The following is a 24,273-nucleotide window of genomic DNA, read 5'->3' on the forward strand; positions in this document are numbered from 1 at the left end:
GCTATGTGAGGACGTGGGTGGTGAGGAGCTGCTCGAAGTCCGTTTCGAACGCCTCGTACTGCGCGCGGAGTTCGGGGCCGGGCCAGCCCGCCGGCAGGAGGGCCGGCGGGAGCAGCGGGTCGTTCAGGAGGTGGCGCAGGACGGCGGCGGCGTGGGTGAAGCGCGCGGCGATCGTGGTCGCGCCGGTGAGGGCCGTGCGGAGGGCGCCGGCCTTGGCCGTCCAGGCGTCCAGGTCCCAGAGGGCGGCGGCCAGGGTCGCCGGGTCCTCTTCGGGACGGCCCACCAGGAAGGTGCACTGGCGGACGACCGGGCCGGGCCGCGGCCGGGTCAGGTTGGCCGGGCGCAGCCAGGTGCCCTCGCGGAGCTCGGCGAGCCGCAGCGTCGACATGGCCTGGCGGAGCGCGGCGCGGTCGGCGGCGGGACGGCGCTCGGCGGTGATGACGGCGATCTCCCAGGTGCCGTCCCAGGGCCGGGTCGGGGGGAGGCGGGCCTCGTCCTGGCGGGCCTGGCGTTCGAGGAGCCGCTCGGTGAGGGCGTAGGTGCCGCCGGACTGGACGAGGTCGCCCGCGGTGACCATCCGGGAGAGCGCGACCCGGATCGTCCCCTCCGCGATGCCGAACAGCTCGCCGACGCGGACGAGGTACCGGGCGGGGAGCCGGGGCGGGTGGACGCCGAGCAGCGTGCTCAGGACGACGGACCGGGCGGTGAGCGGGCGAATCTCCAGGCTGTCCATGTCTGGTGCCGAGCCTATCGGCCCGCCCGCCCGGCTGCGGGATTACGATCTTCCTTCGGGTGACAGAAAAGTGTAATGTCGAGGGCATGACCTCCTACCTGACCGAGTCGTTCGACAGGCTGCCGTTCGGGAGCGCCGAGAAGGCGCGCCGGTACGCGACGGAGCGGTACCAGGGCGCCGCGGGCCTCAACTGGTACGACTGCGACCCCACGCTGCGGTTCCTCATGCGGCGCCATCTGGGGGACGGCTTCGGCTGGGCGGAGCCGCGGCTCAGGGAGATGGGCGCGCTGATGGGCGGGCCGGTCGCCGCGTGGGCCGAGGAGACCGACCGGAACCCGCCGCGCCTGGAGAAGTACGACCGGTGGGGACGGGACGTCAGCGAGGTCGTCATGCCGCCGTCGTTCGAGGCGGCGCGGCGGGAGATCGTGGCGACGTCGTTCACCCGGCCCGGCTTCGTCGCGGAGGCCAGGCGCGAGGGGGTCGATCCCGCGCCGATGGGCGTGGCCTGGAGCTACCTGCTGGACCAGGCCGACATCGGCATGGCGTGCGCGCTCGGCACGGGCGGCGACATGGTCGTCGGGCTGGCGGAGCTGTTCGCGCCCGAGGACGTCAGGGCGCGGGTGCGGGAGCTGTTCGCGGCCGGGGAGATGTCGGGAGAGGCCGCCCAGATGCTCACCGAGCGCTCTGGAGGCTCGGACCTGGGTGCCCTTGAGTCGACGGCCTCCCGGGAGGGGGACGCCTGGCGCCTCAACGGGTTCAAGTGGTTCGCGTCCAACGCCAACGGCTCGGCGTTCGTGGTGCTGGCCAAGCCGGAAGGGGCCGTGGACGGGGTGCGGGGAATCGCGCCCTTCCTCGTGCTCAGGGAACGGCGGGACGGGGCGCGCAACGGCGTCCGGATCCGGCGGCTCAAGGACAAGCTGGGCACGCGGTCGGTCGCGTCGGCGGAGATCGAGTTCACGGACGCGGAGGCGTTCCTGCTGGCCCCGGCGTCGAGCGCCGGCGAGGGCGGGGACGGCAAGGGCCTCGCCCGCATGATGGAGCTGACGAACGGCGCCCGGCTCGGCATCTCGATGATGGGGCTCGGCTGCGCGCGGAGGGCCCTCGTCGAGTCGCTCTGCTACACGCGGGCCAGGGAGGCGTTCGGCGCCTCCCTCATCGAGCAGCCGCTCATGCGGAGAAAGCTCGCCGAGCTGATCGTGGAGACGGAGGCCGTCCAGGCCCTCGTCTTCGACGGATACCTGGGACGGCCGCGGCTCAGGATGGGGGCGGCGCTCATCAAGCTGAGGGCCGCCAGGCTGGGGGTGACGGCCGCCGGCGACGCCATCGAGATCCACGGCGGGAACGGCTACATCGAGCAGTGGCCGGTCGCGCGAATCCTCAGAGACGCGCAGGTCAACCCGATCTGGGAGGGCGGCGACAACATCCTGTGCCTGGACGTCCGCCGCGCCATCGAACGGCAGGACGCGCACGAGCCGTTCCTCGAAAGGCTCACGAGCGCCGTCCGGCAGGCACCTGCCGGGGACGACGCCACGGCCGGACTGGTGAGCGAGCGCATCGGGCATCTCAGGGAGGCCATAGAAAAGTGGCGCGGGCTCGACAGGACCGTCGCCGAGGCACGCCTCTACCCCCTCGCCCAGTACATGGCGGACGTGTACGCGGCGGCGCTGCTGCTTGAGCAGGCGGGCTGGGAACGCGCCGATTCGGGGGAAGACCGCAAGGCGCTGGTCGCACGCCTCTACGCTCGGACCCATCTCGCCGACGCCGGCCCGCTGCGCGCGATCGACGCTCCCGCGGAGGACCTCGACCGCTTCAAGGACCTGGCGGACGGCGCGTTCATCGGCGTCTAGGAGGCCCTGTTGGCGGCACGGATCGAGCAGGTGCGGATCGAGCGGGACGGCCCGGTCACGACGGTCGTGATGTCCCGTCCCGAGACCCGGAACGCCGTGGACGGGCCGGCGGCGCGCGAGCTCGCCGCCGCCTTCCGCGCGTTCGACGCCGACGAGGGCGCGAGCGTCGCCGTCCTGTGGGGCGAGGGCGGGACGTTCTGCTCCGGCGCCGACCTGACGTCCATCGGCACCGAGCGCAGCCCGCGCGTCGACCCGCCCCCGGCGGACGGCCCGCTCGGCTGCACCCGGATGCGCCTGTCGAAACCGGTCATCGCGGCGGTCGCCGGCCACGCGGTCGCGGGCGGGCTGGAGCTGGCGCTCTGGTGCGATCTGCGCGTCGTGGAGGAGACGGCCACCTTCGGGGTGTACTGCCGCCGCTGGGGCGTCCCGCTCGTCGACGGCGGCACGTTCCGGCTTCCCCGCCTCATCGGCACGAGCCGCGCGATGGACCTGATCCTCACGGGACGCCCGGTGCCCGCGCGGGAGGCGTTCGAGATCGGCCTGGCGAACCGGCTCGTCCCGCCGGGGGAGGCGCGGGAGGCGGCCGAGGCCCTCGCGGCCGAGCTGGCGCGGTTCCCGCAGGCGTGCCTGCGCAACGACCGCGCCTCGGTCCTGGAGGCCGAGGGCCTCCCGGAGGACGAGGCGATCGCCGTCGAGCACCGGCACGGGACCGGGTCGCTGGAGGACGCCCTGCGCGGCGCCGCCCGGTTCGCGGGCGGTCACGGGCGGCACGGCGACTTCGCCGACATCTGATCGGCGTCGGTCATTGACCGTACAACTATCGGGACCGTAGCTTTCCCATGGGCGGGCCGCCCGAGACCGAGGGAGCGAGAAATGACGCTGACGGTGGACGAGGCGGGCCGGGCGCTCGCCGATCCGAAGGCCCACGCCGACGACCGGCGGTTCCATGACGCGCTGGCGCTGCTCCGCCGCGAGTCCCCCGTGCACTGGGTCGACGCCACGCCCGACTACAACCCCTTCTGGGCGATCACCCGGCACGAGGACGTCCTGGAGATCGAGCGCAACCACCAGGTCTTCCTCAACGAGCCCCGCCCGATCCTCGGCACCGCCGAGTTCGACGCGATGAACCGGGAACGGGTCGAGCAGGGCATCGCGCTGCGCACGCTCATCCACATGGACGACCCCGACCACCGGGTCATCCGGGCGATCGGCGCGGACTGGTTCCGGCCGCGCGCGATGCGGGCCCTGGAGCCGCGCGTCCGCGAGCTGGCGAAACGGTACGTCGACCGGATGGTCGACCTCGGCGGCGAGTGCGACTTCGCGCGGGAGATCGCCGTCCACTTCCCGCTGTACGTGATCCTGTCGCTGCTCGGCCTGCCCGAGAGCGACTTCGACCGCATGCTGAAGCTGACCCAGGAGCTCTTCGGCGGCGATGACGACGAGTTGCAGCGCGGGACGACCAACGAGGAGAAACTGCAGGTCCTGCTCGACTTCTTCGCCTACTTCCAGGGGCTGACCGAGGCGCGCCGCAAGAACCCGACCGACGACCTCGCCTCCGCCATCGCCAACGCGCGCGTCGACGGCGAGCCGCTGAACGACTTCGACACCGCGTCCTACTACGTCATCATCGCGACGGCCGGGCACGACACGACCAGCGCGACGATCGCCGGCGGCCTGCACGCCCTGATCGAGCACCCCGACCAGCTCGACCGGCTCCGCGAGAAGCCCGAGCTGCTGCCGCTGGCCGTGGACGAGATGATCCGCTGGGTCACGCCGGTCAAGGAGTTCATGCGCACCGCGGGCGAGGACTACGAGCTGCGCGGCACCACGATCCGGAAAGGCGACGCGGTGCTGCTCTCCTACCCGTCCGCGAACAGGGACGAGGACGTCTTCGACGACCCGTTCCGCTTCGACGTCGGGCGCGACCCGAACAAGCACCTGGCGTTCGGGTTCGGCGTCCACTACTGCCTGGGCGCCGCGCTGGCCCGGATCGAGGTCCGCGCCTTCTTCGAGGAGCTGCTGCCCCGGCTGAACTCGATCGAGCCGGCCGGGACGCCGGAGAGCATCGCCACCACGTTCGTCGGCGGCCTCAAGCGCCTTCCCGTCCGCTACTCCATCGCCTGAAGGAGCCCCGGTGCAGATCGACGCGGCGGTGCTCCGCGCCGCGGACGCCCCTTACACGATCGAGCCGCTCGACCTGGCGGCCCCGGGCCCCGGCGAGATCCTCGTGAAGATCGCGGGGGCCGGGATGTGCCACACCGACATGCTGGGCCGCGTCCCGGGGGACCTGGTCGCCAAGCCGGTCGTCCTCGGCCACGAGGGCTCCGGCACGGTCGAGGCGGTCGGGCCGGGCGTCACCGGCGTCGCCGAGGGCGACCACGTGGTCATGTCGTTCGACTCGTGCGGGACGTGCGACACCTGCCGCGCCGCGCTTCCCGGCGCCTGCCCGCAGATGACCGCGCTCAACATGCTCGCGATGCCGCTGGACGGGACGCCCCGCGCCACCGGGCCGGACGGCGAGCTGGGGCCACCCACGTCCTCAACGGGGCGGACGACGACATCGCCGGGCAGATCCGGGCGATCTCCGGCGGCGAGGGCGTGCGGTACTCCTTCGACACCACCGCCGTGCCCGAGGTCGTCTCGGCGGCGGTCGCGTCGCTGCGCACCTCCGGCGTCTGCGGCCTCGTCGGCGTCGGCGCCACCGAGTACCGGCTGGACGCGAACCTCCTGCTCATGGGCCGGACGGTGAAGGGCATCATCGAGGGCGACGCCGTCCCGCACACCTTCATCCCGAAGATGATCGAGCTGTGGCGGCAGGACCGGTTCCCGTTCGACCGGCTCGTCACGTCCTACCCGCTCGACCAGATCAACCGGGCGGAGGCGGACGCGACGTCCGGCAAGGTCGTCAAGCCCGTCCTGATCCCCTAGACCACGCGGTGGAGGATGTCGCCGCCTCGCGCTAGGCGGCGGCAGTTCTCCGCGGCGACCGTGAAGTACCGGTCCCACGTCTCGCCGGTCAGCCACGCCACGTGCGGCATGACGACGACGTTGTCGAGGGCGAGCAGCGGGTTCCCGGCGTCGACCGGCTCCTTCTCGAAGACGTCCAGCCCGGCACCGCCGAGACGCCCCGACTCCAGCGCCGCCACCAGCGCCGGCTCGTCGATCACCGCGCCCCGCGCCGTGTTCACCACGATCGCGCCCTCCGGCAGCAGCGCGAGCCGTTCGGCGTCCAGGAGATGGTGGGTCTCGTCCGTGAGCGGGATGTGCACGGACACGATGTCGCTCGCGCGCAGCAGCCCGTCCAGCTCGCGCCAGGCAGGGTCGTCGGGACGCGGCGTCCTCGACGTGTAGACGACCTCCGCCCCGACGGCCTCCAGCATGCCGCGCAGCAGCGTCGCGATCTCGCCGCCGCCGAGGAGGCCGACCGTCCGCCCGGCCAGCTCGCCGCCCACCAGGGACCGGTCGGCGGGCCAGCCCTCGCCGCGCCGCGTCCGCGCGTCGAACGCGACGACCCGCCGCAGCGCCGCCAGCATCAGCAGCAGCGACGTCTCCGCCACGGCCTGCGCGTTCCGGCCGGGCATGTTCGCGACCGCGATCCCGCGCTCCCGCGCGGCGTCGAGGTCGATCGTGTTGACGCCGGTGCCGAGCTTCTGGATCAGCTTCAGCTTCGGCGCCCGGTCCATGTCGGCGGCCGTGAGCGGGCGCAGCACATGCCAGATGACCTCGGTGTCCGGCAGCAGCTCCGCGAAGCGCGCCTCGTCCTGCTCCGAACAGGACACGATGTCGAGGCCGGGCTCCTCGTGATCCATGTCGTAGTGCAGCAGCACCCGCATCCTGATGACCCCTTTCGTCCGTCCATGGAACCCTGGCACGCGAGCCCGGTGTTCCCGGAGACTATGGTGCCGATCATGTGGACGGACGTGCCGATCGTGCAGGCGCCGATGGCGGGCGGGCCGTCGACGCCGGAACTCGCCGCCGCCGTGTCGGATGCGGGCGGCCTCGGCTTCCTCGCCGCCGGCTACAAGACGCCCGAGGCCATGCGCGCCGACATCGCCGCGACGCGGAGGCTGACCTCCCGCCCGTTCGGGATGAACCTCTTCATGCCGTCCTTGGACGAGGCCGACCCGGCCGCGGTCGCCGCCTACCGCGAGCGCCTCGCGCCCGAGGCCGCCCGCCTCGGCGTGTCACCGGGCGGCCCGTCCGCCCGCGACGACGCCTACGACGCCAAGGTCGCCGACCTGCTGTCCGATCCGCCGGCCTTCGTCAGCTTCACGTTCGGCTGCCCGTCGCCGGACGTCGTCCGCGCGTTCCAGGACCGCGGCACGGTCGTCATCGTCACCGTGACCTCGGCGGACGAGGCCCGCCGGGCGTCCGCCGCCGACGCGCTCTGCCTCCAGGGCTCCGAGGCAGGGGGACACAGGGGCTCGTTCACCAACACCCTCGACGACCCGCTGTCGCTGCGCGCGCTGCTGGCGTCGGTCCGCGAGGTCACCGCGCAGCCCCTCATCGCCGCCGGCGGCCTCGCCACGGCCGCGGACGTCGCCGAGGTCCTCGCGTCGGGCGCCGCCGCCGCCCAGCTCGGGACGGCCTTCGTCCGCTGCCCGGAGAGCGGGGCGAGCGCCGTCCACAAGGCCGCCCTGGCCGACCCCCGCTTCACGGCGACCGCGATGACCAGGGCTTTCAGTGGACGGCCCGCCCGCGGCCTCGTCAACCGCTTCCTCCGCGAGCACTCCCCATACGCCCCCGCCGTGTACCCGGACGTCCACTACCTGACCTCTTCCTTGCGCAAGGCGTCCGCCGCCAAGGGCGACCCCGACGGCGTCAACCTCTGGGCAGGCGAGTCGTTCCGCGGAACAACCGAAGCCCCGGCCGCCGAGATCGTCGCCGCCCTCGCCCCGCGATGACCCGCACCCCCGAAAACCGCGTGCCGGACGCCGGCTTCTGTGCCACGCTCAAGCGTCTCCGCCGCCATGACCGAGGAGACTCCCGATGAACGAGCTTGAAGAACGGATGCGCGCCCGGGAGTACTTCCACTCGCTGACGTTGCTCCCCGGCTCCTGGGCCATCGTTCGCGTGGACGGCCGCTCCTTCTCGCGCTTCACCGAGGCCCGCTTCGACAAGCCCTTCGACCCGCGCTTCTCCGCGCTGATGGAGGAGACCGCGACGGCTCTCCTCACCGAGCTGGGCGGGCGCTACGCCTACACCGAGAGCGACGAGATCTCCGTCGTCCTCGACCCGGCCTTCGACCTGTTCGGCCGCGAGGTGGAGAAGCTCGTCTCGCTGTCGGCGGGCATCGCGACGGCCGCCTTCACCCATGCCGCCGGTGAACCGGCCGTCTTCGACGGGCGCGTCTGGATGGGCACCGGCCTCGACGACGTCGTCGACTACCTCACCTGGCGCCAGGACGACGCGGCCCGCTGCGCCCTCAACGGCTGGTGCTACTGGACCCTGCGCCACGAGGGCCTCTCCCCGCGGCAGGCGACCCGGGAGCTGGACCGCACGTCGGTCTCCGCCAAGAACGAGCTGCTGTTCGCGCGCGGCATCAACTTCAACGAGGTCCCCGCCTGGCAGCGGCGCGGCGTCGGGCTGTGGTGGGAGACGTACGAGAAGCAGGGCCACGACCCGATCCGCAACGTGGACGTGACCGCCACCCGCCGCCGCGTCCATGTCGAGCGCGACCTTCCCATGAAGGACGCCTACCGGGACCTCGCCCGCACCATCCTGGAATGACCGCCCTACCCGGCCTGCGCTTCGGCGCCCCAGTCCCAGAGGGCCTGGAGCACCGGGCCCAGACGCCGGCCCCGCGGAGTCAGCGTGTATCGGGTCCGGGGCGGCCAGCCCGGCCGCCTGCGCCGTTCGAGCACGCCCGCCTGGAGAAGATGGGCCAGGCGGTCGGCCAGCACCTTGTCCGAAAGAGCCGGCAGCGCCTGCCGCAGGTCGCTGAACGAGCGGTCCGCGCGCAGCAGCTCGCGGACGACCAGCGTCGTCCAGCGCCCGCGTAGCGCATCGAGCGTGATCTCCACCGGGCAGGACGGCACCGGTTCGGCGGCGTCCGCCCGCGGATCGTCCGGCAGTCCCGGTAGGCCAACCGTTTGGTGAGTCACGAGGGCGCCTCCTAACGTCCCGGTCATGTCTACCGGAAGGAAGGCGATGCGCTCACTGGCCGACCGCCCCGAGGACCTCCCCTTCGTGTTCGCCGAACGCTTCAACAGCGGCGATCCGGAGGCGGTCGCGGAGGTGTACGAGGAAGGGGCCGTGTTCGTCCCGGAACCGGGTACCGCGCTGACGGGCACGAACGCCCACGCCGCCAACGCGCGGTTCATGGCCCTCGGACTGCCGATCGAGGTCCGCCCGCGGCACGTGTACGCCGTGGACGACCTGGCCCTGCTGATCGTCGACTGGGTGATCGAAGGGACGGCGGACGGGCGTCCCGTCCGTATCGAGGGCACCGCCGCCGACGTCGCCCGGCGGGGACCGGACGGCCGCTGGCGCTACGTCGTCGACGACCCTTTCGGGACGGCCGCGGCCTAGTCGGCGGGGGTGCGACGCGGCCGTCCGGAAATTTCCTGGAAAAAGTTGGGCGGTCGTGTTGATCCGCGGCGCCTCCCGTTCGACCCAGGGGTGAGAGGGTCCGGAAGATGGCCCGACGATCAAGGGAGACGGAACCGTGAAGTACATGCTGATCATGCGCGCCACCGACGAGGCCTTCGCCGGGATGGGCGAGATCGACTTCAACGAGATGATCGCGACGGTCGGGAGGTACAACCAGGAGCTGATCCAGGCCGGCGTGCTGCTCGCCGCCGAGGGCCTCGACGACGCCGAGGAGGGCGTGGTCGTCGACTACTCCGCCGAGCCGCCCGTGGTCACCGACGGCCCGTACGGCGAGACCAAGGAGCTGTTCGGCGGGTTCTACATCCTCGACGTGGCCTCGAAGGAGGAGGCGGTCGAGTGGGCGAAGCGCCAACCGCTCACCGGGCCGGGCTTCAAGACCGAGATCCGCCGGGTCACCACGATCGACGAGCTCCCGCAGGACAACGAGTGGATCAAGAAGGAGCGGGCGTGGCGCGAGGCGACCGGCCAGCTCTGATGGGCGACCCCACCGGACGCGAGGCCGTCGCCGCCGTCTGGCGGATCGAGTCGGCGCGGATCGTCGGCGCGCTCGCGCGCTACACCGGCGACTTCGCGCTGGCCGAGGACCTCGCCCAGGAGGCGCTGGCCGAGGCGCTGGTGACCTGGCCGCGCGACGGCGTCCCCCGCAACCCGGCCGGCTGGCTGCTCACCGTCGGCCGGCGGCGCGCGATCGACGCCTTCCGCCGCCGCGCGGCCCGCGACGAGCGGTACGCCGCCCTCGCCCACGAGCTGGGCGAGGGCGGGACCGCCGCGGGCCCCGCGCCCGCCGACCCCTCCCGGGAGAGCGACGTGCTGTGGGACCCCGACCGGATCGACGACGACGTGCTCGCGCTGATGTTCGTCTCCTGCCACCCCGTCCTGTCGCGGGAGGCGCGGGTGGCGCTCACGCTGCGGGTCGTCGGCGGCCTCACCAGCGACGAGATCGCCAAGGCGTTCCTCGTCCCGACCGCCACCGTGCAGGCCCGCATCACCCGGGCGAAGAAGACCCTCGGCGCGGCCCGGGTGCCGTTCGAGGTGCCGCCGCCCGAGGACCGGGCCGGCCGCCTCGGCTCGGTCCTCAACGTGATCTACGTGATCTTCACGGAGGGCTCGTCGGCGAGCTCCGGCGGCGACCTGATCCGCTTCGGCCTCGCCGGCGAGGCGCAGCGGCTCGCCCGGGTGCTGAGCCGGCTCATGCCGGACGTGCCCGAGGCGCACGGCCTGCTGGCGCTGCTCGAACTCACCGCGGCGCGCTTCCCCGCCCGCACCGGCCCGGACGGCGAGCCGGTCCTGCTGGAGCACCAGGACCGGAGCCGCTGGGACCGGTCCGCGATCCGCCGCGGGCGGGCCGCCCTCGCCCGCGCGGAGAAGGCCGGCCGCGGCCTCGGCGCCTACGGCCTCCAGGCGGCGATCGCCGAATGCCACGCCGTCGCCGCGTCCGTCGACGCGACGGACTGGGAGCGGATCGTCCTCATCTACGAGGCGCTCGGCCGCCTGGCGCCCTCGCCCGTGGTCGACCTGAACCGGGCGGTCGCGGTCTCGATGGCCCACGGACCGGCCGCGGCCCTCCCCATCGTGGACGCCCTGGTCACCGCCGAGGCGCTGCCGAACTCGCACCTGCTGCCCGGCGTCCGCGGCGAACTCCTCACCCGCCTCGGCCGCACGGACGAGGCGCGCACCGAACTGCGGCGCGCCATCGACCTGTGCGCCAACGACCGCGAGCGCACGGTCCTGCGCCGCAAGCTCGCCGCCCTCGGCTGAACGGCGAACGCCAGGGGTCCTTGAACCAAAAACAATCTTGTGACCAGCGGGAACAGGCGATGGTGGCGATGAGTTCTGGTCGTTCGTGGAGTCCGTCCCCCGACACCATCTCGATGTCGGACCGGCGAGGGAGTGAACCGGATGGCCGCCGAAGTGCGGAGAGAACAGCCGCCCCAGCAGGACCTGATCGCGCTGGGCGAAGACCGGATCGCGGACGCCGTGAAGACCGAGCGGCGGCGGCTCTCCGACCTTCTCGATGACCTCGGCGAGGCCGAGTGGGCCGTGCGGTCGCTGTGCGACGCCTGGACGGTGCGGGAGGTCGTCGCCCACCTGACGCTCAGCACGCGCGCCACGTTCGGCTCGGTGATCCTGCCCGCGATCAAGGCGCGCGGCGACCTCGACCGGATGGCCGCGATGATGGCCCACGACCGGGCGGCGAGGTACACGCCGGACGAGCTGGTGCGGCAGCTGCGCGAGAGCGCCGAGTCGTCCCGGCGGATGCCCGGCAGCTCCCCCATGGACCCGCTGATGGACCTGCTCGTGCACGGGCAGGACATCGCCCGCCCGCTGGAGCGGCACCACCCGGTGCCGATCGCGCTCGCGGTGCCGGCCCTGGCCTACGTCGCCGCCAGCCGGTTCCACGGCGGCAGCGGGCGGGTCGCCGGCCTGACGCTCGTGGCGACCGACGCGGACTGGTGGTCCGGCCTCGGGCCGCAGGTGCGGGGGAACGCCGAGGACCTGCTGCTCGCGGTCTCCGGCCGGCCGACGGGGCTCGCCGGGCTGACCGGTCCGGGAGCCGAGCTGCTGGCCGCACGGCTGGGCGGGCGCTGAGCGCTTCCCGGTTCGGGGCGCTTCCCGGTTCGGGGCGGTGCGGTTAATCTGCTTGTGGCGTCCATGCCGGTTGTTCGTGCCTTGCGCCTGGGAGGGTCCCGTCCGCGGGATCCGTACGGCTCTTGCACCGGCTCCTCTGTGTCCCCCGCTCAGCTGAGGAGTCGTCCCCGTGAAATCCCCCCGCAAGCGATGGCCCGCGCTGGTCGCCGCGCTGGCCTCGGCCCTCGTCGCGGCCGCCGTGTCGCTGGTCGCGCTGTCCGCCCCGTCGTCCGCCCGGCCCGTCCCCCTGATCGCCTGCACGTATCCCGCGTGGGCGGAGGGAGCCTCGTACAAGGTCGGAGACAAGGTCGTCCACGGCGGTCACGGCTACGAGGCGATCGTCGCGCACACCGCCCATCCGGGCGCCGGCTGGGATCCGGCGTCCACGCCGACGCTCTGGCGCGGGCTGGGCGCCTGCGACGGAACGCAGCCGCCCACGACACCGCCCACGACACCGGCCGAGGACGAGGTCTGCCCCCTGAAGGGCAAGCCCGCCGGGAAGGTGCTGCAGGGCTACTGGGAGAACTGGGACGGCGCGGCCAACGGCGTCCACCCGCCGTTCGGCTGGACGCCGATCGACGACCCCGCGATCAGGCGGCACGGCCACAACGTGATCAACGCGGCGTTCCCCGTCATCCGGTCGGACGGCACCGTCCTGTGGGAGGACGGAATGGACGCCACGGTCAAGGTCGCGACGCCCGCCGAGATGTGCGCGGCGAAGGCCGCGGGAGCCACCATCCTGATGTCGATCGGCGGCGCGACCGCGGGCATCGACCTCAGCTCCAGCGCCGTCGCGGACCGGTTCGTCGAGACGGTCGTGCCGATCCTGAAGCGGTACAACTTCGACGGGATCGACATCGACATCGAGACGGGCCTGACGGGCAGCGGGAACATCGGCCAGCTGTCCACGTCGCAGGCCAATCTGATCCGCATCATCGACGGTGTGCTAGCCCAAATGCCGTCCGGGTTCGGGCTCACCATGGCGCCGGAGACGGCGTACGTGACCGGCGGCAGCGTCACCTACGGCTCCATCTGGGGCGCCTACCTGCCGATCATCAAGAAATACGCGGACAACGGCCGGCTGTGGTGGCTCAACATGCAGTACTACAACGGCAGCATGTACGGCTGCTCCGGCGACTCCTACTCCGCCGGGACGGTCGAGGGATTCGTCCGGCAGACCGAATGCCTGAACAACGGCCTGACCATTCAGGGAACCACGATCCGGGTGCCCTACGACAAGCAGGTGCCGGGCCTTCCGGCGCAGCAGGGCGCCGGCGGCGGATACATGCCGCCGAGCCTCGTCGGCCAGGCCTGGAACCATTTCAACGGGCAGCTGAAAGGCCTGATGACCTGGTCCATCAACTGGGACGGGTCGAAGGGCTGGACGTTCGGCGACAACGTCCGCGGTCTCCAGGGGCGCTGACCGCGCGCCGCGGGACGGGCGCCGGGCCCGTCCCGCGGCTTGACCTTGACGCCGGTGTGAAGGGTTACCGTCGTCACCGGCCATGAAGGCGAGGAGGGCCGATGCGGATCGGGGAACTGGCCGCGCGGGCGGGCGTGAGCACCCGCACGCTGCGCTACTACGAGCAGCAGGGGCTGCTGCCGGCGCGGCGCGCGGCCAACGGCTACCGGGAGTACGAGGAGTCCGACGTCCGGCTGGTCACGGAGATCCGCGGGCTGCTCGCGGCCGGGTTCTCGCTGGACGACACCCGCCCGTTCGTGGACTGCCTGCGCGCCGGGCATCCCGACGGCGCGTCCTGCCCCGAATCGGTCGCGGTCTACCGGCGGAAGCTCGCGGAGATCGACGCCGAGATCCGCACCCTCATCCGCCGCCGCGCCGACGTGGCCGGCCAGCTCGCGCGGGCCTGCCCCGGCTGCGCGCCGACTCCCGAGGAGGGGATGAATGATCACGCTGACGGCCGAGAACTTCGACGAGCGGGTGCTCCGCGCCGGCAAGCCGGTACTGGTCGAATTCTGGGCGGACTGGTGCCCTCCCTGCAAAATGATCGCGCCGATCCTTGAGCAGATCGAGGCCGAACACGGCGATCGGCTGACGATCGCCAAGCTCAACGGCGACGATCACCCGCAGATCGTTTCCCGGTACGGCGTCATGGGCTTTCCCACGATGAGCCTGTTCCGCGACGGCGAGGTCGTCCGGCAGATCGTCGGCGCGAAGCCCAAACGCGCCCTTCTCGCCGATCTGGACGGCCACTTCTAAGCCGAGGGAACGCATTCTCCCGATCCGTCGTCCTATTGACTGAACGTGACGGCCGGTATCTGGAGGGTTTAGTGCGAACGCTGTTGAATGTCGTGTGGCTGGTACTCGCGGGGTTCTGGATGGCCCTGGGCTACGTGGTGGCCGGGATCATCTGCTGCGTTCTCATCGTCACGATCCCGTTCGGCGTCGCCTCGTTCCGCATCGCGGCGTTCACGCTGTGGCCCTTCGGCAGGACGGCCGTCCCGAAGCGGAGCGCGGGCCTCGGCTCGACGCTGGGGAACATCATCTGGATCATCGTCGCCGGCTGGTGGCTCGCGCTCGGGCACCTGGTCACGGGCGTCCTGCTGTGCATCTCGATCATCGGCATCCCGTTCGGCATCGCCAACTTCAAGCTGATCCCGATCTCGCTCACCCCGCTCGGCCACGAGGTCGTCCGGTCGGACGGCCGGTCCGGCTTCTGACCGCGCGTCAGGACGTCCAGGCCCTGCCGGTGAGGCGTTCGTAGACGTCGATGTAGCGGGCCCGGGTGGCCTCGACGACGTCGTCGGGGACGGCCGGGCCCGGCGGGGTGCGGTCCCAGTCGAGGGTGCTGCTCCAGTCGCGGACGTACTGCTTGTCGAGCGAGTGCTGGGGACGGCCCGGACGCCACTGGTCGGCCGGCCAGAAGCGGGACGAGTCGGGCGTGAGCACCTCGTCGGCGAGGACGAGGGCGCCGTCCGGGGCGCGGCCGAACTCCAGCTTGGTGTCGGCGATGATGATGCCGCGCTCGGCGGCCAGGGCCGCGCCGCGCCGGTAGATCTCCAGCGTGACGTCCCTGAGCCGGGCGGCCGTGCCGGCGCCGATCTCGCGGACCACGTCGTCGTAGGTGATGAACTCGTCGTGGCCCTCGGTGGCCTTGGTGGTCGGGGTGAAGATCGGCTCGGGCAGCCGGGACGCCTCGACCAGGCCGTCCGGCAGCGGGACGCCGGAGACGGTGCCGGACTTCTCGTACTCCTTGAGGCCGAGGCCGGCGAGGTGGCCGCGGGCGATCCACTCGACGGGGAGCATGGCGAGGCGGCGGCAGCGGACGGCGCGCCCCGCCCACTCGTCCGGCACGTCGGTCGCGGACACGATGTGGTTCGGGACGATGTCGGCGAGCCGCTCGAACCACCACAGGGACAGCTGCGTGAGGATCTTGCCCTTGTCGGGGATCCGCGTCGGCAGCACGACGTCGTAGACGCTCACCCGGTCGGACGCGACGAGGATCAGCTCGTCGCCGTCCGCGTAGACGTCCCTGACCTTGCCCGAGTGGACCAGCTCCATGAGGCTCCCTATCTCGTACTCCCGCCGGACAGGAGTTTCGCACAGGGGATCCCGCCGACACGCAACGGCACCTCACTCCTCGATGTGCACCCGGACGCCGCCGAGCGACGCGTCCGCCGCGTCCGGGACGACCATGCCCGCGGCCACGCCGGAGCGCAGGTAGTCCAGGACGGGCGCGGTGATCCGCTCGCCCGGCAGGACGGCGGGGATGCCGGGCGGGTAGGGGGTCAGCATCTCCGCGCAGACCCGTCCGACGGCGTCGTCCGCGGACACCTGCTCCGCCGGGCCGAAGAACGCGTCGCGGGGCAGGATCACGAGTTCGAGCCGCAGTTTCTCGGGTGACGGCACCTCGACGGCGGGCCCGCCCCGCAGCGAGCCGATGTGCGCGTGGAGGTCGCGCAGGGCCGCTAGGAGGCGACCGGCGGTCTCCTTGTCGTCGGCGAAGGTGAGCTGCGCGCTGATCCGCCGGTGGTCGGCCAGGTGCAGGTTGACGCGATGGTGCTCGCGCAGCCAGTCGGCCGCCCGGTAGCCGGTGACGCCGAGGCCGGCGATGTCGATGACGACGGGCAGCGGGTCGAGGTCGTGCGCCAGTCCCGGTCCGGTGAACTCGCCGGGGCCCTGCACGTCGAAGCCGGGCAGCGACGCGATCTCCGCGCGGACGGCGGACGCCAGGTCGAGCGCGTCCTGCAGCAGGCCGCGGCCGTGCTCGACCATCTGCCGCCGCCAGCCGTCCAGGCCCGCGTAGAGCAGGACGGACGGGCTGGTCGTCCCGAGCAGGTCCTCCCGCTGCTTGAGCACGGCCGGATCGACGAGATCGCCCTGCTGGTGGAACACCGAGCCCTGCTCCAGCCCGGCGCCCATCTTGTGGACGCTCGTCACGCAGACGTCGGCGCCGGCGTCCATGGCCCAGCTCGGGAGGCCGGGGTGGAACGGCAGGTGCGCGCCCCACGCCTCGTCCACGATCAGCGGCTTCCCGCGGCCGTGGCAGGCGGCGGCGATCGCGGCGAGGTCGGCGCACGTCCCGTAGGGGGTCGGGCTGGTGACCAGGGCGCCGCGCGCGTCGGGATGCTCGTCGAACCGCGCCGCGAACGCCGCCGCCGACGGCGGGTGCGCGAGATGCCGCGTGGCGTCCCACTGTGGCTCCACCCAGATCGGGCGGACGCCGGACAGGATCAGCCCCGAGACGACCGACTTGTGGGCGTCCCGCCCGACGAGCAGCTTCTCGCCGGGACCCGCCACCGACAGCATCGCGCTCTTGACCGACAGGGAGCTGCCGCAGGTGGAGAAGAAGGTCCGCTCGGCGTGGACGGCGTCCGCCATGAGCTCCTGGGCGCGCTCCAGCACCCCGCCGCCCGACTCGCGGTCGTCCAGGCCGGAGATCGCGAGGACGTCCGACCGGAACACCGCGTCGCCCAGCGCCTCGCGCACGCGCGGGTCGGCGCCGCGGCCCTGCTTGTGGCCGGGCGGCGTGAAGGGGAGCTGGTCCTCGCGATGGTAGGCGGCGAGGGCGTCCAGGACGGGGGCCTGCGAGTGGTCCATGGGCCGACCCGTTCCCGTGAGGGTGCCTCCGTAACGCGAATGGGGACGCGGCCACCGGGTAGGGCGGGCGTGAACGGCCGACAGGGAGTGAGGGATGAACGATCGAGTACCGGCCGAGGCGGAGCTGGCCTGGGAGGACTTCCACCGGCTCGTCAACATGACGTCCGACGAGCTGCGCGTGTGGCTGCTCACGGACGCCTCCGGCGAGGAGGCCTTCCCGGCGGACGGCGCGGGCCCGGGGGTGTCGGAACTGGGCGCCCGCGTGGTCGACGTGCTGCGCAAGCGCAAGGTCGACCTCACGGAGAACGACGCGGAGGTCATGCAGGAGGTCGTCGCCTTCGTCGAGGACCGCCTGGAGAACCGCCCGCCGAACGCGGAACGGGACGAGGAGTGGCGGCACGCGCTGATGAGCGTCGGCCACGATCCGCTGCGTCCCGAACCGTCCAGCGCATAGGAGGCGAAGACCCCTGAACGACGTGGAGGCCGCCCCGGGGACGACCCCGGGGCGGCCTCCTTGTCGGTAGGGGTCAGGGGACCTCGGTCTGCGGGCTGTAGCCGTCGTCCTCGCCGCCGGGCGTCTCCGCCTCCGCGACCGGCGGGTCGGTCGGGCCGGGCGTGTGTTCTGCGGCGAAGTCGGTGTCGTCCTCCTGGGGCGCGTTCGCCTCGGCGCGCCGGTCGGCGAGCGGCTTGTCCTGGTCGTTCCTGCGGTCGCCCATCAGCCGCGCACCTTCCCGATCGCGTCGCGGACGCGGTCGGCGACGGCCGCCATCGGGCCGACCGCGAGGTTCTTGGCGGGCGACTCCACGCCCTGGTGGGGGTGCGTCGGCGCGACCGCCTCGGCGGCCCGGACGGCCTTGGCCATGCCCCGCATCTGCTCGGGCGTCGCCTCGCGGGCGATGCGCGGGAACTCCTCCTTCTCCTCGTGCGAGGCGTGCGCCTCCAGGTCCTTGTGGAACTCGGCGAACGTCTCGTGGAAGTCGGCGGACTCGGGGTCCATCTTCTCCAGCTCGGACAGGACGCCCTTGGCGTCGTGCTCCTCTTGCAGCCGCTCGTCCACGATGGAAGAGCCGTCGCCGATGGCGCGCCGCGCGAACGGATGGACGATCTGCTCCTCGGCGGTCTCGTGCACCGCGAGAAGCTCGCGCAGCCGGTCGAAGGCGTCCTTGCGCACCTGCCCGTGGTTCTTCTCCACCGTGGACGCCAGCCGGCGGATCTCCTCGTGCTGCGAGAGCAGCAGGTCCACGACGTTCTCGGCCTCTGCGGCCATGATCGACCTCCTCCTCATGGGTTCGAACGGGCCGATACCCGGAGGGCGCGCTTCAACCCTCCGGGCCGCGGGCGGCGCTGAGTAGGCTGAACCACATGCTCTACGGGCGGGACGGGGAACTGGCCGCGATCGACGGGCTTCTCCGCCGGGCCCGTGACGGGCGCAGCGGCACCCTCGTCCTGCGCGGCGAGGCCGGGATCGGCAAGTCCGCGCTCCTCGACCACGCGGCCGCCGCGGACGGCATGCGCGTCCTGCGGGCGACGGGCGTCGAGAACGAGAGCGGCATGCCGTACGCGGGCCTGCACCTGCTGCTCGGGCGGTACGCGGACCGCTTCGGCGGCCTGCCGGAGCCGCAGGGCCTCGCGCTGTGCGCGGCGCTCAACATGGGCGGGCGGCCCGGCGAGGGCGACCGGTTCCTGGTGGGGCTCGCGGTGCTGACCCTGCTTGCCGACCTGGCCGAGGAGCGGCCGCTGCTGGTGCTGGTGGACGACGCGCACTGGATGGACGGCCCGTCCGCCGGCGCGCTGCTGTTCGCCGCCCGCCGCCTGGAGGCCGAGCCCATCGCGATGATCTTCGCGGCCCGTGACGCGGACGCGCCGGAGTTCGCCGCCGAGGGGATACCGGAGCTGCGCCTGCGCGGCCTCGACCGGGACGCCGCGCGGCGGCTGCTCGCCGAGCGCACCGCGACGCTGCCCGGCCGGACGGAGCAGGAGGTGCTGGCCGCGGCGATGGGGAACCCGCTCGCGCTGCTCGAACTGCCGGCGCGGGGCGGCCACGGGTCGGCGTACGAGCGGATCCGCCGGTCGTACGCCGAGCGGATCGCCGCGCTGCCGGAGCGGGCGCGGCGGCTCCTGCTGCTGGTGGCCTCGGACGACCTCGGGGACGTCGGGGCGATCGTGGCGGCGGCGGGGCGGTGCGGCGCGTCCGTCGACGACGCCGCCCCGGCCGAGCGCGCCGGGCTGCTGCGCACGACGGCGGACGGGCGGCTGGAGGTGCGGCATCCGCTGATCCGCACCGCCGCCGTCGAGGAGGCGCCGCTGAACGCGCGGCTGGCGGCGCATCGCGCGCTGGCGGAGGCGTACCGGGAGCGCGGCGACGACTGCCATCACGCGTGGCATCTGATCAGCGGGGTCACCGAGCCGGACGAGCGCGTCGCGGCCGTCCTGGAGAAGACCGCCGAGACGGAGCGCGACGGGGGCGGCAACGCGTCGGTCGCCGCGATGTACGAGGCCGCCGCCGAGCTGAGCGAGGACCGGGCGGAGCGCGGGCGGCGGCTGGCGGCGGCCGCGCGCGCCGCGGCCGACGCGGGCCTGCCGGAGCGGGCGGTCGAGCTGGCGACCCGCGCCGAGGCCGACCTGCCCGATCCGGTGGCGCGGGCGGAGCTGACGCTGACCCGGGCCTCGCTCGCCGACGAGCAGGACCGGACGCGGGACGCCTACCGGCTGTTCGCCGAGACGGCCGCGTCGGTCGTCGAGCTCGACCCGTACACGTCCGGCTACCTGTACTTCCAGGCGGCGTCCGCCGCGGCCAACGCGGGGGACTTCGCGGCGCTGGACGACATCGTCGCCGAAGGGGTCCGCGCCGGCGTCCCGAACGCGTCCCATCTGCGGGCGCTGAGCCGGGTGTTCGCGGGGCAGCGGCCGCTCGCGACCGGCGCCGATCTCGCGGACGGCGTGGCGGCGCTGCGGGAGCTGATGGACGCGATGCGCACCTGCTACGGACCCCGCGACAGGATCCGCGCCGGGCTGTGGCATCTGCTGGTCGGGGACGTGCGGGGCGCCGCGGAGGCCGCCGCCGCGCTGGAGCGCCGCCACCGCGAGGAGGGCGCGATCGGGCTGCTCGCCGCGGTGCTGATGCTGCGCTCCCGGACGGACCTGCTGCTCGGCCGGCACCGCGACGCGCTCACCGCCGCCTCGGAGGGCAGGCGGATCGCCCTCGACACCGGGCAGCGGCGGATCCGCGTCTACCTCGACACCGTGCTGGCGCAGCTCGCCGCGATCGGGGGCGACGAGCACCGGTGCACGGAGCTGACGGAGGAGGCGCTGGCGCGTGGCGTCCCGCCGAGCAGCGTGCACGCGGCGTCGGCGCGCGCCCTGCTCGACCTGGGTCTCGGACGCTACGAAGCCGCCGTCGAACGTCTCTCGGATGTCCTGTCGGGCCCGAACCGGCAGGGCGCCATCGCCGCCCTGCCCGATTTCGTCGAAGCGGCCGTCCGGGCCGGGGTTCCAGAGCGCGCGCAGGAAGCCGGTGAGTGGTACGGCAAATGGGCCGCGCATGTAGGGCGGCCATGGGCCGAGGCCATCGCGGCGCGCTGTGCGGCTCTGCTCACCTCGGAGGACCCTGACGCGCTGTACTCGCGTGCCCTGGAGCTGCACCGTGAGGGCGGGACGCCGTTCGAGCAGGCGCGTACCGAGCTGCTGTACGGCGAGTGGCTGCGCCGGTCACGGCGCCGGAACGACGCGCGGGCGCGGCTGCACTCCGCGCTGGAGGCGTTCGACCGGCTCGGCGCGGTGCCGTGGGCGGAGCGCGCCCGCACCGAACTGCGCGCCGCCGGGGAGAGCCTCACCGACGGCGGAGACGGGCGGGACGTCCTCGCCGCCCGCCTCACCCCACAGGAACTCCAGGTCGTCCGGCTGGCGGCGACGGGCCTGAGTAACCGGGAGATCGGCGCCCAGCTCTTCCTCAGCCCCCGGACGGTCGGCTACCACCTCTACAAGGCCTACCCGAAGCTCGGCGTCGCCGGCCGCGCCGAACTCGGCCGGCTCGACCTGACCTAGCTCCTGTCCCGCACGAACCTGACGAGGTCGGGCGCGTCCTCGCCTTCGAGGACGATGCCGAAGTCGGCGGCGAGCGTCGCGGGCAGCTCGGCGGGGGTGAGCGTGCGGGTCTCGACCGTGCCGTCCGGGCGGGTGAGGGTGTGGGTCGTCCCGTCCAGCACGTGGAGGACGTCCGGCGAGAACTTCTGCACGAACGGGCGCGCCGTGAACGGCGAGCGCGGGTTGGTCGAGACGTAGTGGTTGAACACCTCGAAGTCGATGCGGAACGTCTCGTTCAGCGGGAACGTGTGCCGCTGGACCCATCCGTCCGGGCCGCGCTGGTGCATCTCCCAGCCCGCGGTGTTGGGCGTCCACGTCTCGACGGTGCGGCCCCGTCGGAGCCGGAACCCCCAGCCGTCCTGGACGGCCTCCTCGCCGTCGACGAGCGGGAGCGGCTCCAGCGGCCCGGCGCCGAAGCCCACGTCGCAGAGCCACGCCGGCTCGTCCCGCGACCCTCCCGGCGGGCGGACGTGCAGCAGCGCGTGCGTGGACGGGCGGAGCTTCGGCGAGCCCAGCGTCACCCGCGCCGCGAGCGCGGTCACCTCGAAGCCCAGCCGTTCCAGCACGGCCGCGAACAGCCGGTTGTGCTCGAAGCAGTAGCCGCCGCGCGGGCGGCCGACGAGCTTCGCCTGGACGGCGTCGAGCGACATCTCCACCGGCCGCCCGAGCATGATCTCCAGGTTCTCGAACGGGATGGACGTGACGTGCGCCCGGTGCAGGGCGCGCAGCGTCTCCCCCGTGGGGGCCAGGTCGCCGTCGTAGGCGACGCGCTTGAGGTAGGCGGGCAGGCCGAGCAGGTCGCCCTGCCACCCGTAGCCGAGATCGTCGCTCATATTGTCCTCTCGCCTGTCGACGTCGTAACAACGGGCGAGGCGCGGATCTTTCCGTGCGCCGCACGGCGTCGGCGTTCATGACCCAGCGTAGAAGTGCCCGCCTGGATGCTTTGCCCTTCAGGTACCGGCTCGGCGTATTAGCGCGGTCCTCGCCGGGGCAGCCACACAGCGCCGGGGATCCGCAGGGGGAAGGGGCAGGCATGGTGAAGGGCAGACGGCCGTGCGCCGGCGTCGCGGGGCTCGCGCTCGCCTGCGCCGCCGCGGCGCCGGTCATGGTCACGCCGGCGTCCGCCGAGGACGGCGCCGCCTCCCGCAGCGTCACCTACCAGGCGACGCTGGAGCCGCTCAACCACCAGAACGCCTCCGGCTCGCTCACGCTGCGGCTGGACGGCCGCCGCGCCACGATCGACGAGCACTTCGAGGGGCTGACCGGCACGTCGGAGGGCATGCCCTACCCGCACCTGCAGCACATCCGCGGCGGCGGCCGGGGCGACTGCCCCACCACGGCCGCCGACGAGAACGGCGACGGCGTCGTCAGCGCCACGGAGGCCGCGCCGTTCTACGGGCCGGTCCAGACGACGCTGTCGGTCAAGGGGAGCACCTCGGCGAAGGCCGGCTCCGACGTCGAGAACGCGCCGACGGGGGCCGAGACCGACTACACGCGTGTCACCAGGCTGGACGCGGCCACGCTGGGGTCCCTGCGCGCGGGCACCGCCGTCGTCGTGGTGCACGGGGTCGACCCGGCCCTGCTCCGCCCCGGCATCCAGAAGAAGCCGAGCGACATCCTGCCGTCGCTTTCCCTGGCGGCGACGTCGCCCGTCCTTTGCGGCGTGCTGCGAGCCATGCCGGACGGCGGCGCCGTGACCGGGACCGGGTCCACCGCCGCCCATGACGCGCCGAGCAAGACCGTGCAGGGGGCGTGGGTTCTCGGCGGCGCCGTCGCAATGGCGGCCGTGGCACTGCTGGTCCGCTTCCTCCTGCGGCGCCGAGGGCGGACGGAGGGGTGATCGCGAGGACCCGCGCGAAGGGTCCGGCGGCCGCCCTCGGCGTGGCCGCGGCGATGGTGGCGGCGGCCGCGGGGGTGGACGGCCGGGCGCCGCGGGCCGCCGTGGACGGTCCGGCTCCGCGGGCGGTGACCGTGTCCCGGCCCTCGCCCGCTCCGCGTCCGGCCCGGCTGCCCGCGTCCCCGCCGGTCCGCCTGGTCATCCCGGCCGCGGGCGTCGACTCGCCCGTCGCGCGGGCCGGGCTGCGCCCGGACGGCTCGCTGGAGCCGCCCCGGCCGCCGAACGAGGACGAGGCGGCCTGGTACACGGGCTCGGTCACCCCCGGGCAGCCCGGCACGGCGGTGATCGAGGGGCATCTGGACTCGGCCTCGGGACCGTCGGTGTTCTACCGGCTCGGCCGCCTCCGGCCGGGGCAGCGGGTGAGCGTGCTGCGCGCCGACCGCGCCACGGCCGTCTTCACCGTGGACGCCGTCCGCACCTTCCCCAAGGACGGCTTCCCCGCGCGGGCCGTGTACGGCGACACGCCGGAGCCGTCCCTCCGGTTGATCACGTGCGGCGGGGACTTCGACGCGCGTGCCGGGCACTACCGCGCCAACGTCGTGGCGTTCGCGCGGCTGACCGCCGTCCTCGGCGACGGGTAGTGCGGGGCGCCGGGGCGGAGCCCTGAACGGGACGCGGGTCCCGGGCCGTACTTCGAGGTGACGGGCGACTTTCCGGAGGCGAAGGAGCCGTCGTGGTGAGCGTCGAGGACGTGGTGCGAGCGGCCGGCCGGGTGCCGGACGGGGCGGGCGCCGTGCCCGGTCCTCACCGGCTCGGGGGAGGCGGTGCTGTGGAAGGGACGCGGGACCGCGTGGTGGTCGGCGAGATCATGCTGCCGGGCGTGCGGCGGGCGGTCGGGTGCGCGCGCGGCTTCGTCCGGAACGTGGCGGCCGGCCATCCCGCGCTGGACGACATGGTCATGGTGGTGAGCGAGACGGTCGCGAACGCGATCACGCACACCGCGTCCGGGCGGGAGGGCGGGCTGGTGACGGTCGTCGTCGCCGTCGAGGCCGGGACGTACCGGCTGGAGGTCGCCGACGACGGCGCGGCCGGCGGGCGCCCGCACGTCAAGGCGGAGGCCGGCGCGGAGACGGGCCGCGGGATGCGGATCGTGGAGGCGCTGGCGGCGCGCTGGGGGTTCCGGGCGGACGGCGCCCGGACGGTCGTGTGGGCCGAGTTCCCGGCCCCGGCCGCCGCGGAGCGGGGCCGGGGCGGGGACGGGGAGACGCCGCTCAGCGGCCCCGGTTGAGCTGCCGGGTCGGCATCTGCCGGACGTTGCGGCGGTTGTTGTTCGCGAGGTTCGCTTTGAAGTCGGAGTTCTTCCGCCGCCGATTCTTCTTTCCGTTTTTGGCGAACGGGTCGTTGTCAATGGCACGCATGAAGAGACCACCTCCGGGCACGTCTGAATTCGGCCGTGAGAGGGCCGATGAAAAGG

Annotated in this window: 28 protein-coding genes and 1 pseudogene; 20 read left to right on the forward strand and 9 right to left on the reverse strand. The window is 73.3% G+C overall.

Features of this window, described 5'->3' with window-relative positions:
- Position 1: 1 nt before the first annotated feature.
- Positions 2–733, reverse strand: a complete 732-nt coding sequence (locus K8Z49_RS31915; RefSeq protein WP_412515940.1) for a PaaX family transcriptional regulator C-terminal domain-containing protein — start codon at positions 731–733, stop codon at positions 2–4.
- Between the two features lie 86 nt (positions 734–819).
- Between K8Z49_RS31915 and K8Z49_RS31920 the strand changes: the two genes are divergently transcribed.
- From K8Z49_RS31920 to K8Z49_RS31940, 5 genes and pseudogenes are all read left to right on the forward strand, one after another.
- Positions 820–2,580 (forward strand): acyl-CoA dehydrogenase family protein, encoded by a 1,761-nt coding sequence (locus K8Z49_RS31920; RefSeq protein WP_021595271.1) that lies wholly within the window; start codon positions 820–822, stop codon positions 2,578–2,580.
- 9 nt (positions 2,581–2,589) lie between these two features.
- On the forward strand, positions 2,590–3,372 hold the full coding sequence (locus K8Z49_RS31925; protein WP_021595270.1) for a crotonase/enoyl-CoA hydratase family protein: 783 nt from the start codon (positions 2,590–2,592) through the stop codon (positions 3,370–3,372).
- A gap of 81 nt (positions 3,373–3,453) precedes the next feature.
- Positions 3,454–4,704 (forward strand): cytochrome P450, encoded by a 1,251-nt coding sequence (locus K8Z49_RS31930; protein WP_111832607.1) that lies wholly within the window; start codon positions 3,454–3,456, stop codon positions 4,702–4,704.
- A 139-nt stretch (positions 4,705–4,843) separates the two neighbouring features.
- Positions 4,844–4,987, forward strand: a pseudogene (locus K8Z49_RS31935) (alcohol dehydrogenase catalytic domain-containing protein); the annotation flags it as partial.
- 2 nt (positions 4,988–4,989) lie between these two features.
- The gene (locus tag K8Z49_RS31940) at positions 4,990–5,508 is read left to right on the forward strand and encodes a zinc-binding dehydrogenase (protein WP_412521210.1); all 519 of its coding nucleotides are present in this window, start codon (positions 4,990–4,992) and stop codon (positions 5,506–5,508) included.
- On the opposite strand, the gene K8Z49_RS31945 is transcribed toward K8Z49_RS31940, so the two are convergent.
- Positions 5,505–6,413: an NAD(P)-dependent oxidoreductase gene (locus K8Z49_RS31945; RefSeq protein ID WP_021595266.1), complete on the reverse strand. Its 909-nt coding sequence runs from the start codon at positions 6,411–6,413 to the stop codon at positions 5,505–5,507. The genes K8Z49_RS31940 and K8Z49_RS31945 overlap by 4 nt on opposite strands.
- A gap of 63 nt (positions 6,414–6,476) precedes the next feature.
- Between K8Z49_RS31945 and K8Z49_RS31950 the strand changes: the two genes are divergently transcribed.
- Both K8Z49_RS31950 and K8Z49_RS31955 read left to right on the forward strand, forming a co-directional pair.
- Positions 6,477–7,484: a nitronate monooxygenase gene (locus tag K8Z49_RS31950; protein WP_412521212.1), complete on the forward strand. Its 1,008-nt coding sequence runs from the start codon at positions 6,477–6,479 to the stop codon at positions 7,482–7,484.
- Between the two features lie 85 nt (positions 7,485–7,569).
- Positions 7,570–8,310 (forward strand): tRNA(His) guanylyltransferase Thg1 family protein, encoded by a 741-nt coding sequence (locus K8Z49_RS31955; RefSeq protein ID WP_250372909.1) that lies wholly within the window; start codon positions 7,570–7,572, stop codon positions 8,308–8,310.
- A gap of 5 nt (positions 8,311–8,315) precedes the next feature.
- On the opposite strand, the gene K8Z49_RS31960 is transcribed toward K8Z49_RS31955, so the two are convergent.
- A complete protein-coding gene (locus tag K8Z49_RS31960) occupies positions 8,316–8,684 on the reverse strand; it encodes a winged helix-turn-helix transcriptional regulator (protein WP_220126792.1) in 369 nt (122 codons plus the stop codon).
- A 25-nt stretch (positions 8,685–8,709) separates the two neighbouring features.
- Between K8Z49_RS31960 and K8Z49_RS31965 the strand changes: the two genes are divergently transcribed.
- From K8Z49_RS31965 to K8Z49_RS32000, 8 genes are all read left to right on the forward strand, one after another.
- Positions 8,710–9,111, forward strand: a complete 402-nt coding sequence (locus tag K8Z49_RS31965) for a YybH family protein (RefSeq protein WP_235206477.1) — start codon at positions 8,710–8,712, stop codon at positions 9,109–9,111.
- Positions 9,112–9,247: 136 nt separating this feature from the next.
- A complete protein-coding gene (locus tag K8Z49_RS31970; protein WP_021595261.1) occupies positions 9,248–9,667 on the forward strand; it encodes a YciI family protein in 420 nt (139 codons plus the stop codon).
- A complete protein-coding gene (locus K8Z49_RS31975; RefSeq protein ID WP_024935839.1) occupies positions 9,667–10,950 on the forward strand; it encodes an RNA polymerase sigma factor in 1,284 nt (427 codons plus the stop codon). Before K8Z49_RS31970 ends, K8Z49_RS31975 begins: the two co-directional genes overlap by 1 nt.
- Positions 10,951–11,091: 141 nt before the next feature.
- On the forward strand, positions 11,092–11,781 hold the full coding sequence (locus K8Z49_RS31980; protein ID WP_412515941.1) for a maleylpyruvate isomerase family mycothiol-dependent enzyme: 690 nt from the start codon (positions 11,092–11,094) through the stop codon (positions 11,779–11,781).
- A 169-nt stretch (positions 11,782–11,950) separates the two neighbouring features.
- Entirely contained in the window at positions 11,951–13,243 is a 1,293-nt protein-coding gene (locus K8Z49_RS31985; RefSeq protein ID WP_412515942.1) for a carbohydrate-binding protein, read from the forward strand.
- A gap of 101 nt (positions 13,244–13,344) precedes the next feature.
- Complete coding sequence (locus K8Z49_RS31990) at positions 13,345–13,842, forward strand: MerR family transcriptional regulator (RefSeq protein ID WP_146877540.1); 498 nt, start codon at positions 13,345–13,347, stop codon at positions 13,840–13,842.
- Positions 13,724–14,038 (forward strand): thioredoxin, encoded by a 315-nt coding sequence (gene trxA, locus K8Z49_RS31995; protein WP_024935842.1) that lies wholly within the window; start codon positions 13,724–13,726, stop codon positions 14,036–14,038. Before K8Z49_RS31990 ends, trxA begins: the two co-directional genes overlap by 119 nt.
- 71 nt (positions 14,039–14,109) lie before the next feature.
- Positions 14,110–14,499 carry a YccF domain-containing protein gene (locus K8Z49_RS32000; RefSeq protein WP_024935843.1) on the forward strand — a complete coding sequence of 130 codons (390 nt, stop codon included), beginning with the start codon at positions 14,110–14,112 and terminating at the stop codon, positions 14,497–14,499.
- 7 nt (positions 14,500–14,506) lie between these two features.
- On the opposite strand, the gene K8Z49_RS32005 is transcribed toward K8Z49_RS32000, so the two are convergent.
- Together K8Z49_RS32005 and K8Z49_RS32010 are read right to left on the reverse strand one after the other, a co-directional pair.
- Positions 14,507–15,340, reverse strand: coding sequence for a phosphoribosylaminoimidazolesuccinocarboxamide synthase (locus tag K8Z49_RS32005; protein ID WP_021598519.1), 834 nt, complete (start codon positions 15,338–15,340; stop codon positions 14,507–14,509).
- 72 nt (positions 15,341–15,412) lie between these two features.
- The gene (locus K8Z49_RS32010) at positions 15,413–16,879 is read right to left on the reverse strand and encodes an aminotransferase class I/II-fold pyridoxal phosphate-dependent enzyme (RefSeq protein ID WP_021598518.1); all 1,467 of its coding nucleotides are present in this window, start codon (positions 16,877–16,879) and stop codon (positions 15,413–15,415) included.
- A 94-nt stretch (positions 16,880–16,973) separates the two neighbouring features.
- On the opposite strand from K8Z49_RS32010, the gene K8Z49_RS32015 reads away from it, so the two are divergent.
- Complete coding sequence (locus tag K8Z49_RS32015) at positions 16,974–17,333, forward strand: DUF3140 domain-containing protein (protein ID WP_021598517.1); 360 nt, start codon at positions 16,974–16,976, stop codon at positions 17,331–17,333.
- A gap of 73 nt (positions 17,334–17,406) precedes the next feature.
- Here K8Z49_RS32015 and K8Z49_RS32020 read toward each other — a convergent pair whose 3' ends face one another.
- Positions 17,407–17,595, reverse strand: coding sequence for a hypothetical protein (locus tag K8Z49_RS32020; protein ID WP_021598516.1), 189 nt, complete (start codon positions 17,593–17,595; stop codon positions 17,407–17,409).
- Positions 17,595–18,146: a hemerythrin domain-containing protein gene (locus K8Z49_RS32025; protein ID WP_021598515.1), complete on the reverse strand. Its 552-nt coding sequence runs from the start codon at positions 18,144–18,146 to the stop codon at positions 17,595–17,597. Before K8Z49_RS32025 ends, K8Z49_RS32020 begins: the two co-directional genes overlap by 1 nt.
- A gap of 95 nt (positions 18,147–18,241) precedes the next feature.
- On the opposite strand from K8Z49_RS32025, the gene K8Z49_RS32030 reads away from it, so the two are divergent.
- Entirely contained in the window at positions 18,242–20,923 is a 2,682-nt protein-coding gene (locus K8Z49_RS32030) for a helix-turn-helix transcriptional regulator (protein ID WP_024935844.1), read from the forward strand.
- Here K8Z49_RS32030 and K8Z49_RS32035 read toward each other — a convergent pair.
- Positions 20,920–21,795, reverse strand: coding sequence for an arylamine N-acetyltransferase family protein (locus tag K8Z49_RS32035; RefSeq protein WP_412515943.1), 876 nt, complete (start codon positions 21,793–21,795; stop codon positions 20,920–20,922). The two genes, K8Z49_RS32030 and K8Z49_RS32035, sit on opposite strands and share 4 nt — an antisense overlap.
- A gap of 200 nt (positions 21,796–21,995) precedes the next feature.
- Between K8Z49_RS32035 and K8Z49_RS32040 the strand changes: the two genes are divergently transcribed.
- The 3 genes from K8Z49_RS32040 (at position 21,996) to K8Z49_RS32050 (ending at position 24,087) form a co-directional block, all read left to right on the forward strand.
- Positions 21,996–22,802: a hypothetical protein gene (locus K8Z49_RS32040; protein WP_024935845.1), complete on the forward strand. Its 807-nt coding sequence runs from the start codon at positions 21,996–21,998 to the stop codon at positions 22,800–22,802.
- Positions 22,799–23,440: a class F sortase gene (locus tag K8Z49_RS32045; RefSeq protein WP_412515944.1), complete on the forward strand. Its 642-nt coding sequence runs from the start codon at positions 22,799–22,801 to the stop codon at positions 23,438–23,440. Before K8Z49_RS32040 ends, K8Z49_RS32045 begins: the two co-directional genes overlap by 4 nt.
- Before the next feature lie 95 nt (positions 23,441–23,535).
- Complete coding sequence (locus K8Z49_RS32050) at positions 23,536–24,087, forward strand: ATP-binding protein (protein WP_143118428.1); 552 nt, start codon at positions 23,536–23,538, stop codon at positions 24,085–24,087.
- Here K8Z49_RS32050 and K8Z49_RS32055 read toward each other — a convergent pair.
- A complete protein-coding gene (locus K8Z49_RS32055) occupies positions 24,071–24,217 on the reverse strand; it encodes a hypothetical protein (RefSeq protein WP_412515945.1) in 147 nt (48 codons plus the stop codon). The two genes, K8Z49_RS32050 and K8Z49_RS32055, sit on opposite strands and share 17 nt — an antisense overlap.
- Positions 24,218–24,273 lie beyond the last annotated feature (56 nt).

This window comes from Actinomadura madurae, assembly GCF_047130825.1.
Lineage (GTDB): Bacteria > Actinomycetota > Actinomycetes > Streptosporangiales > Streptosporangiaceae > Spirillospora > Spirillospora madurae.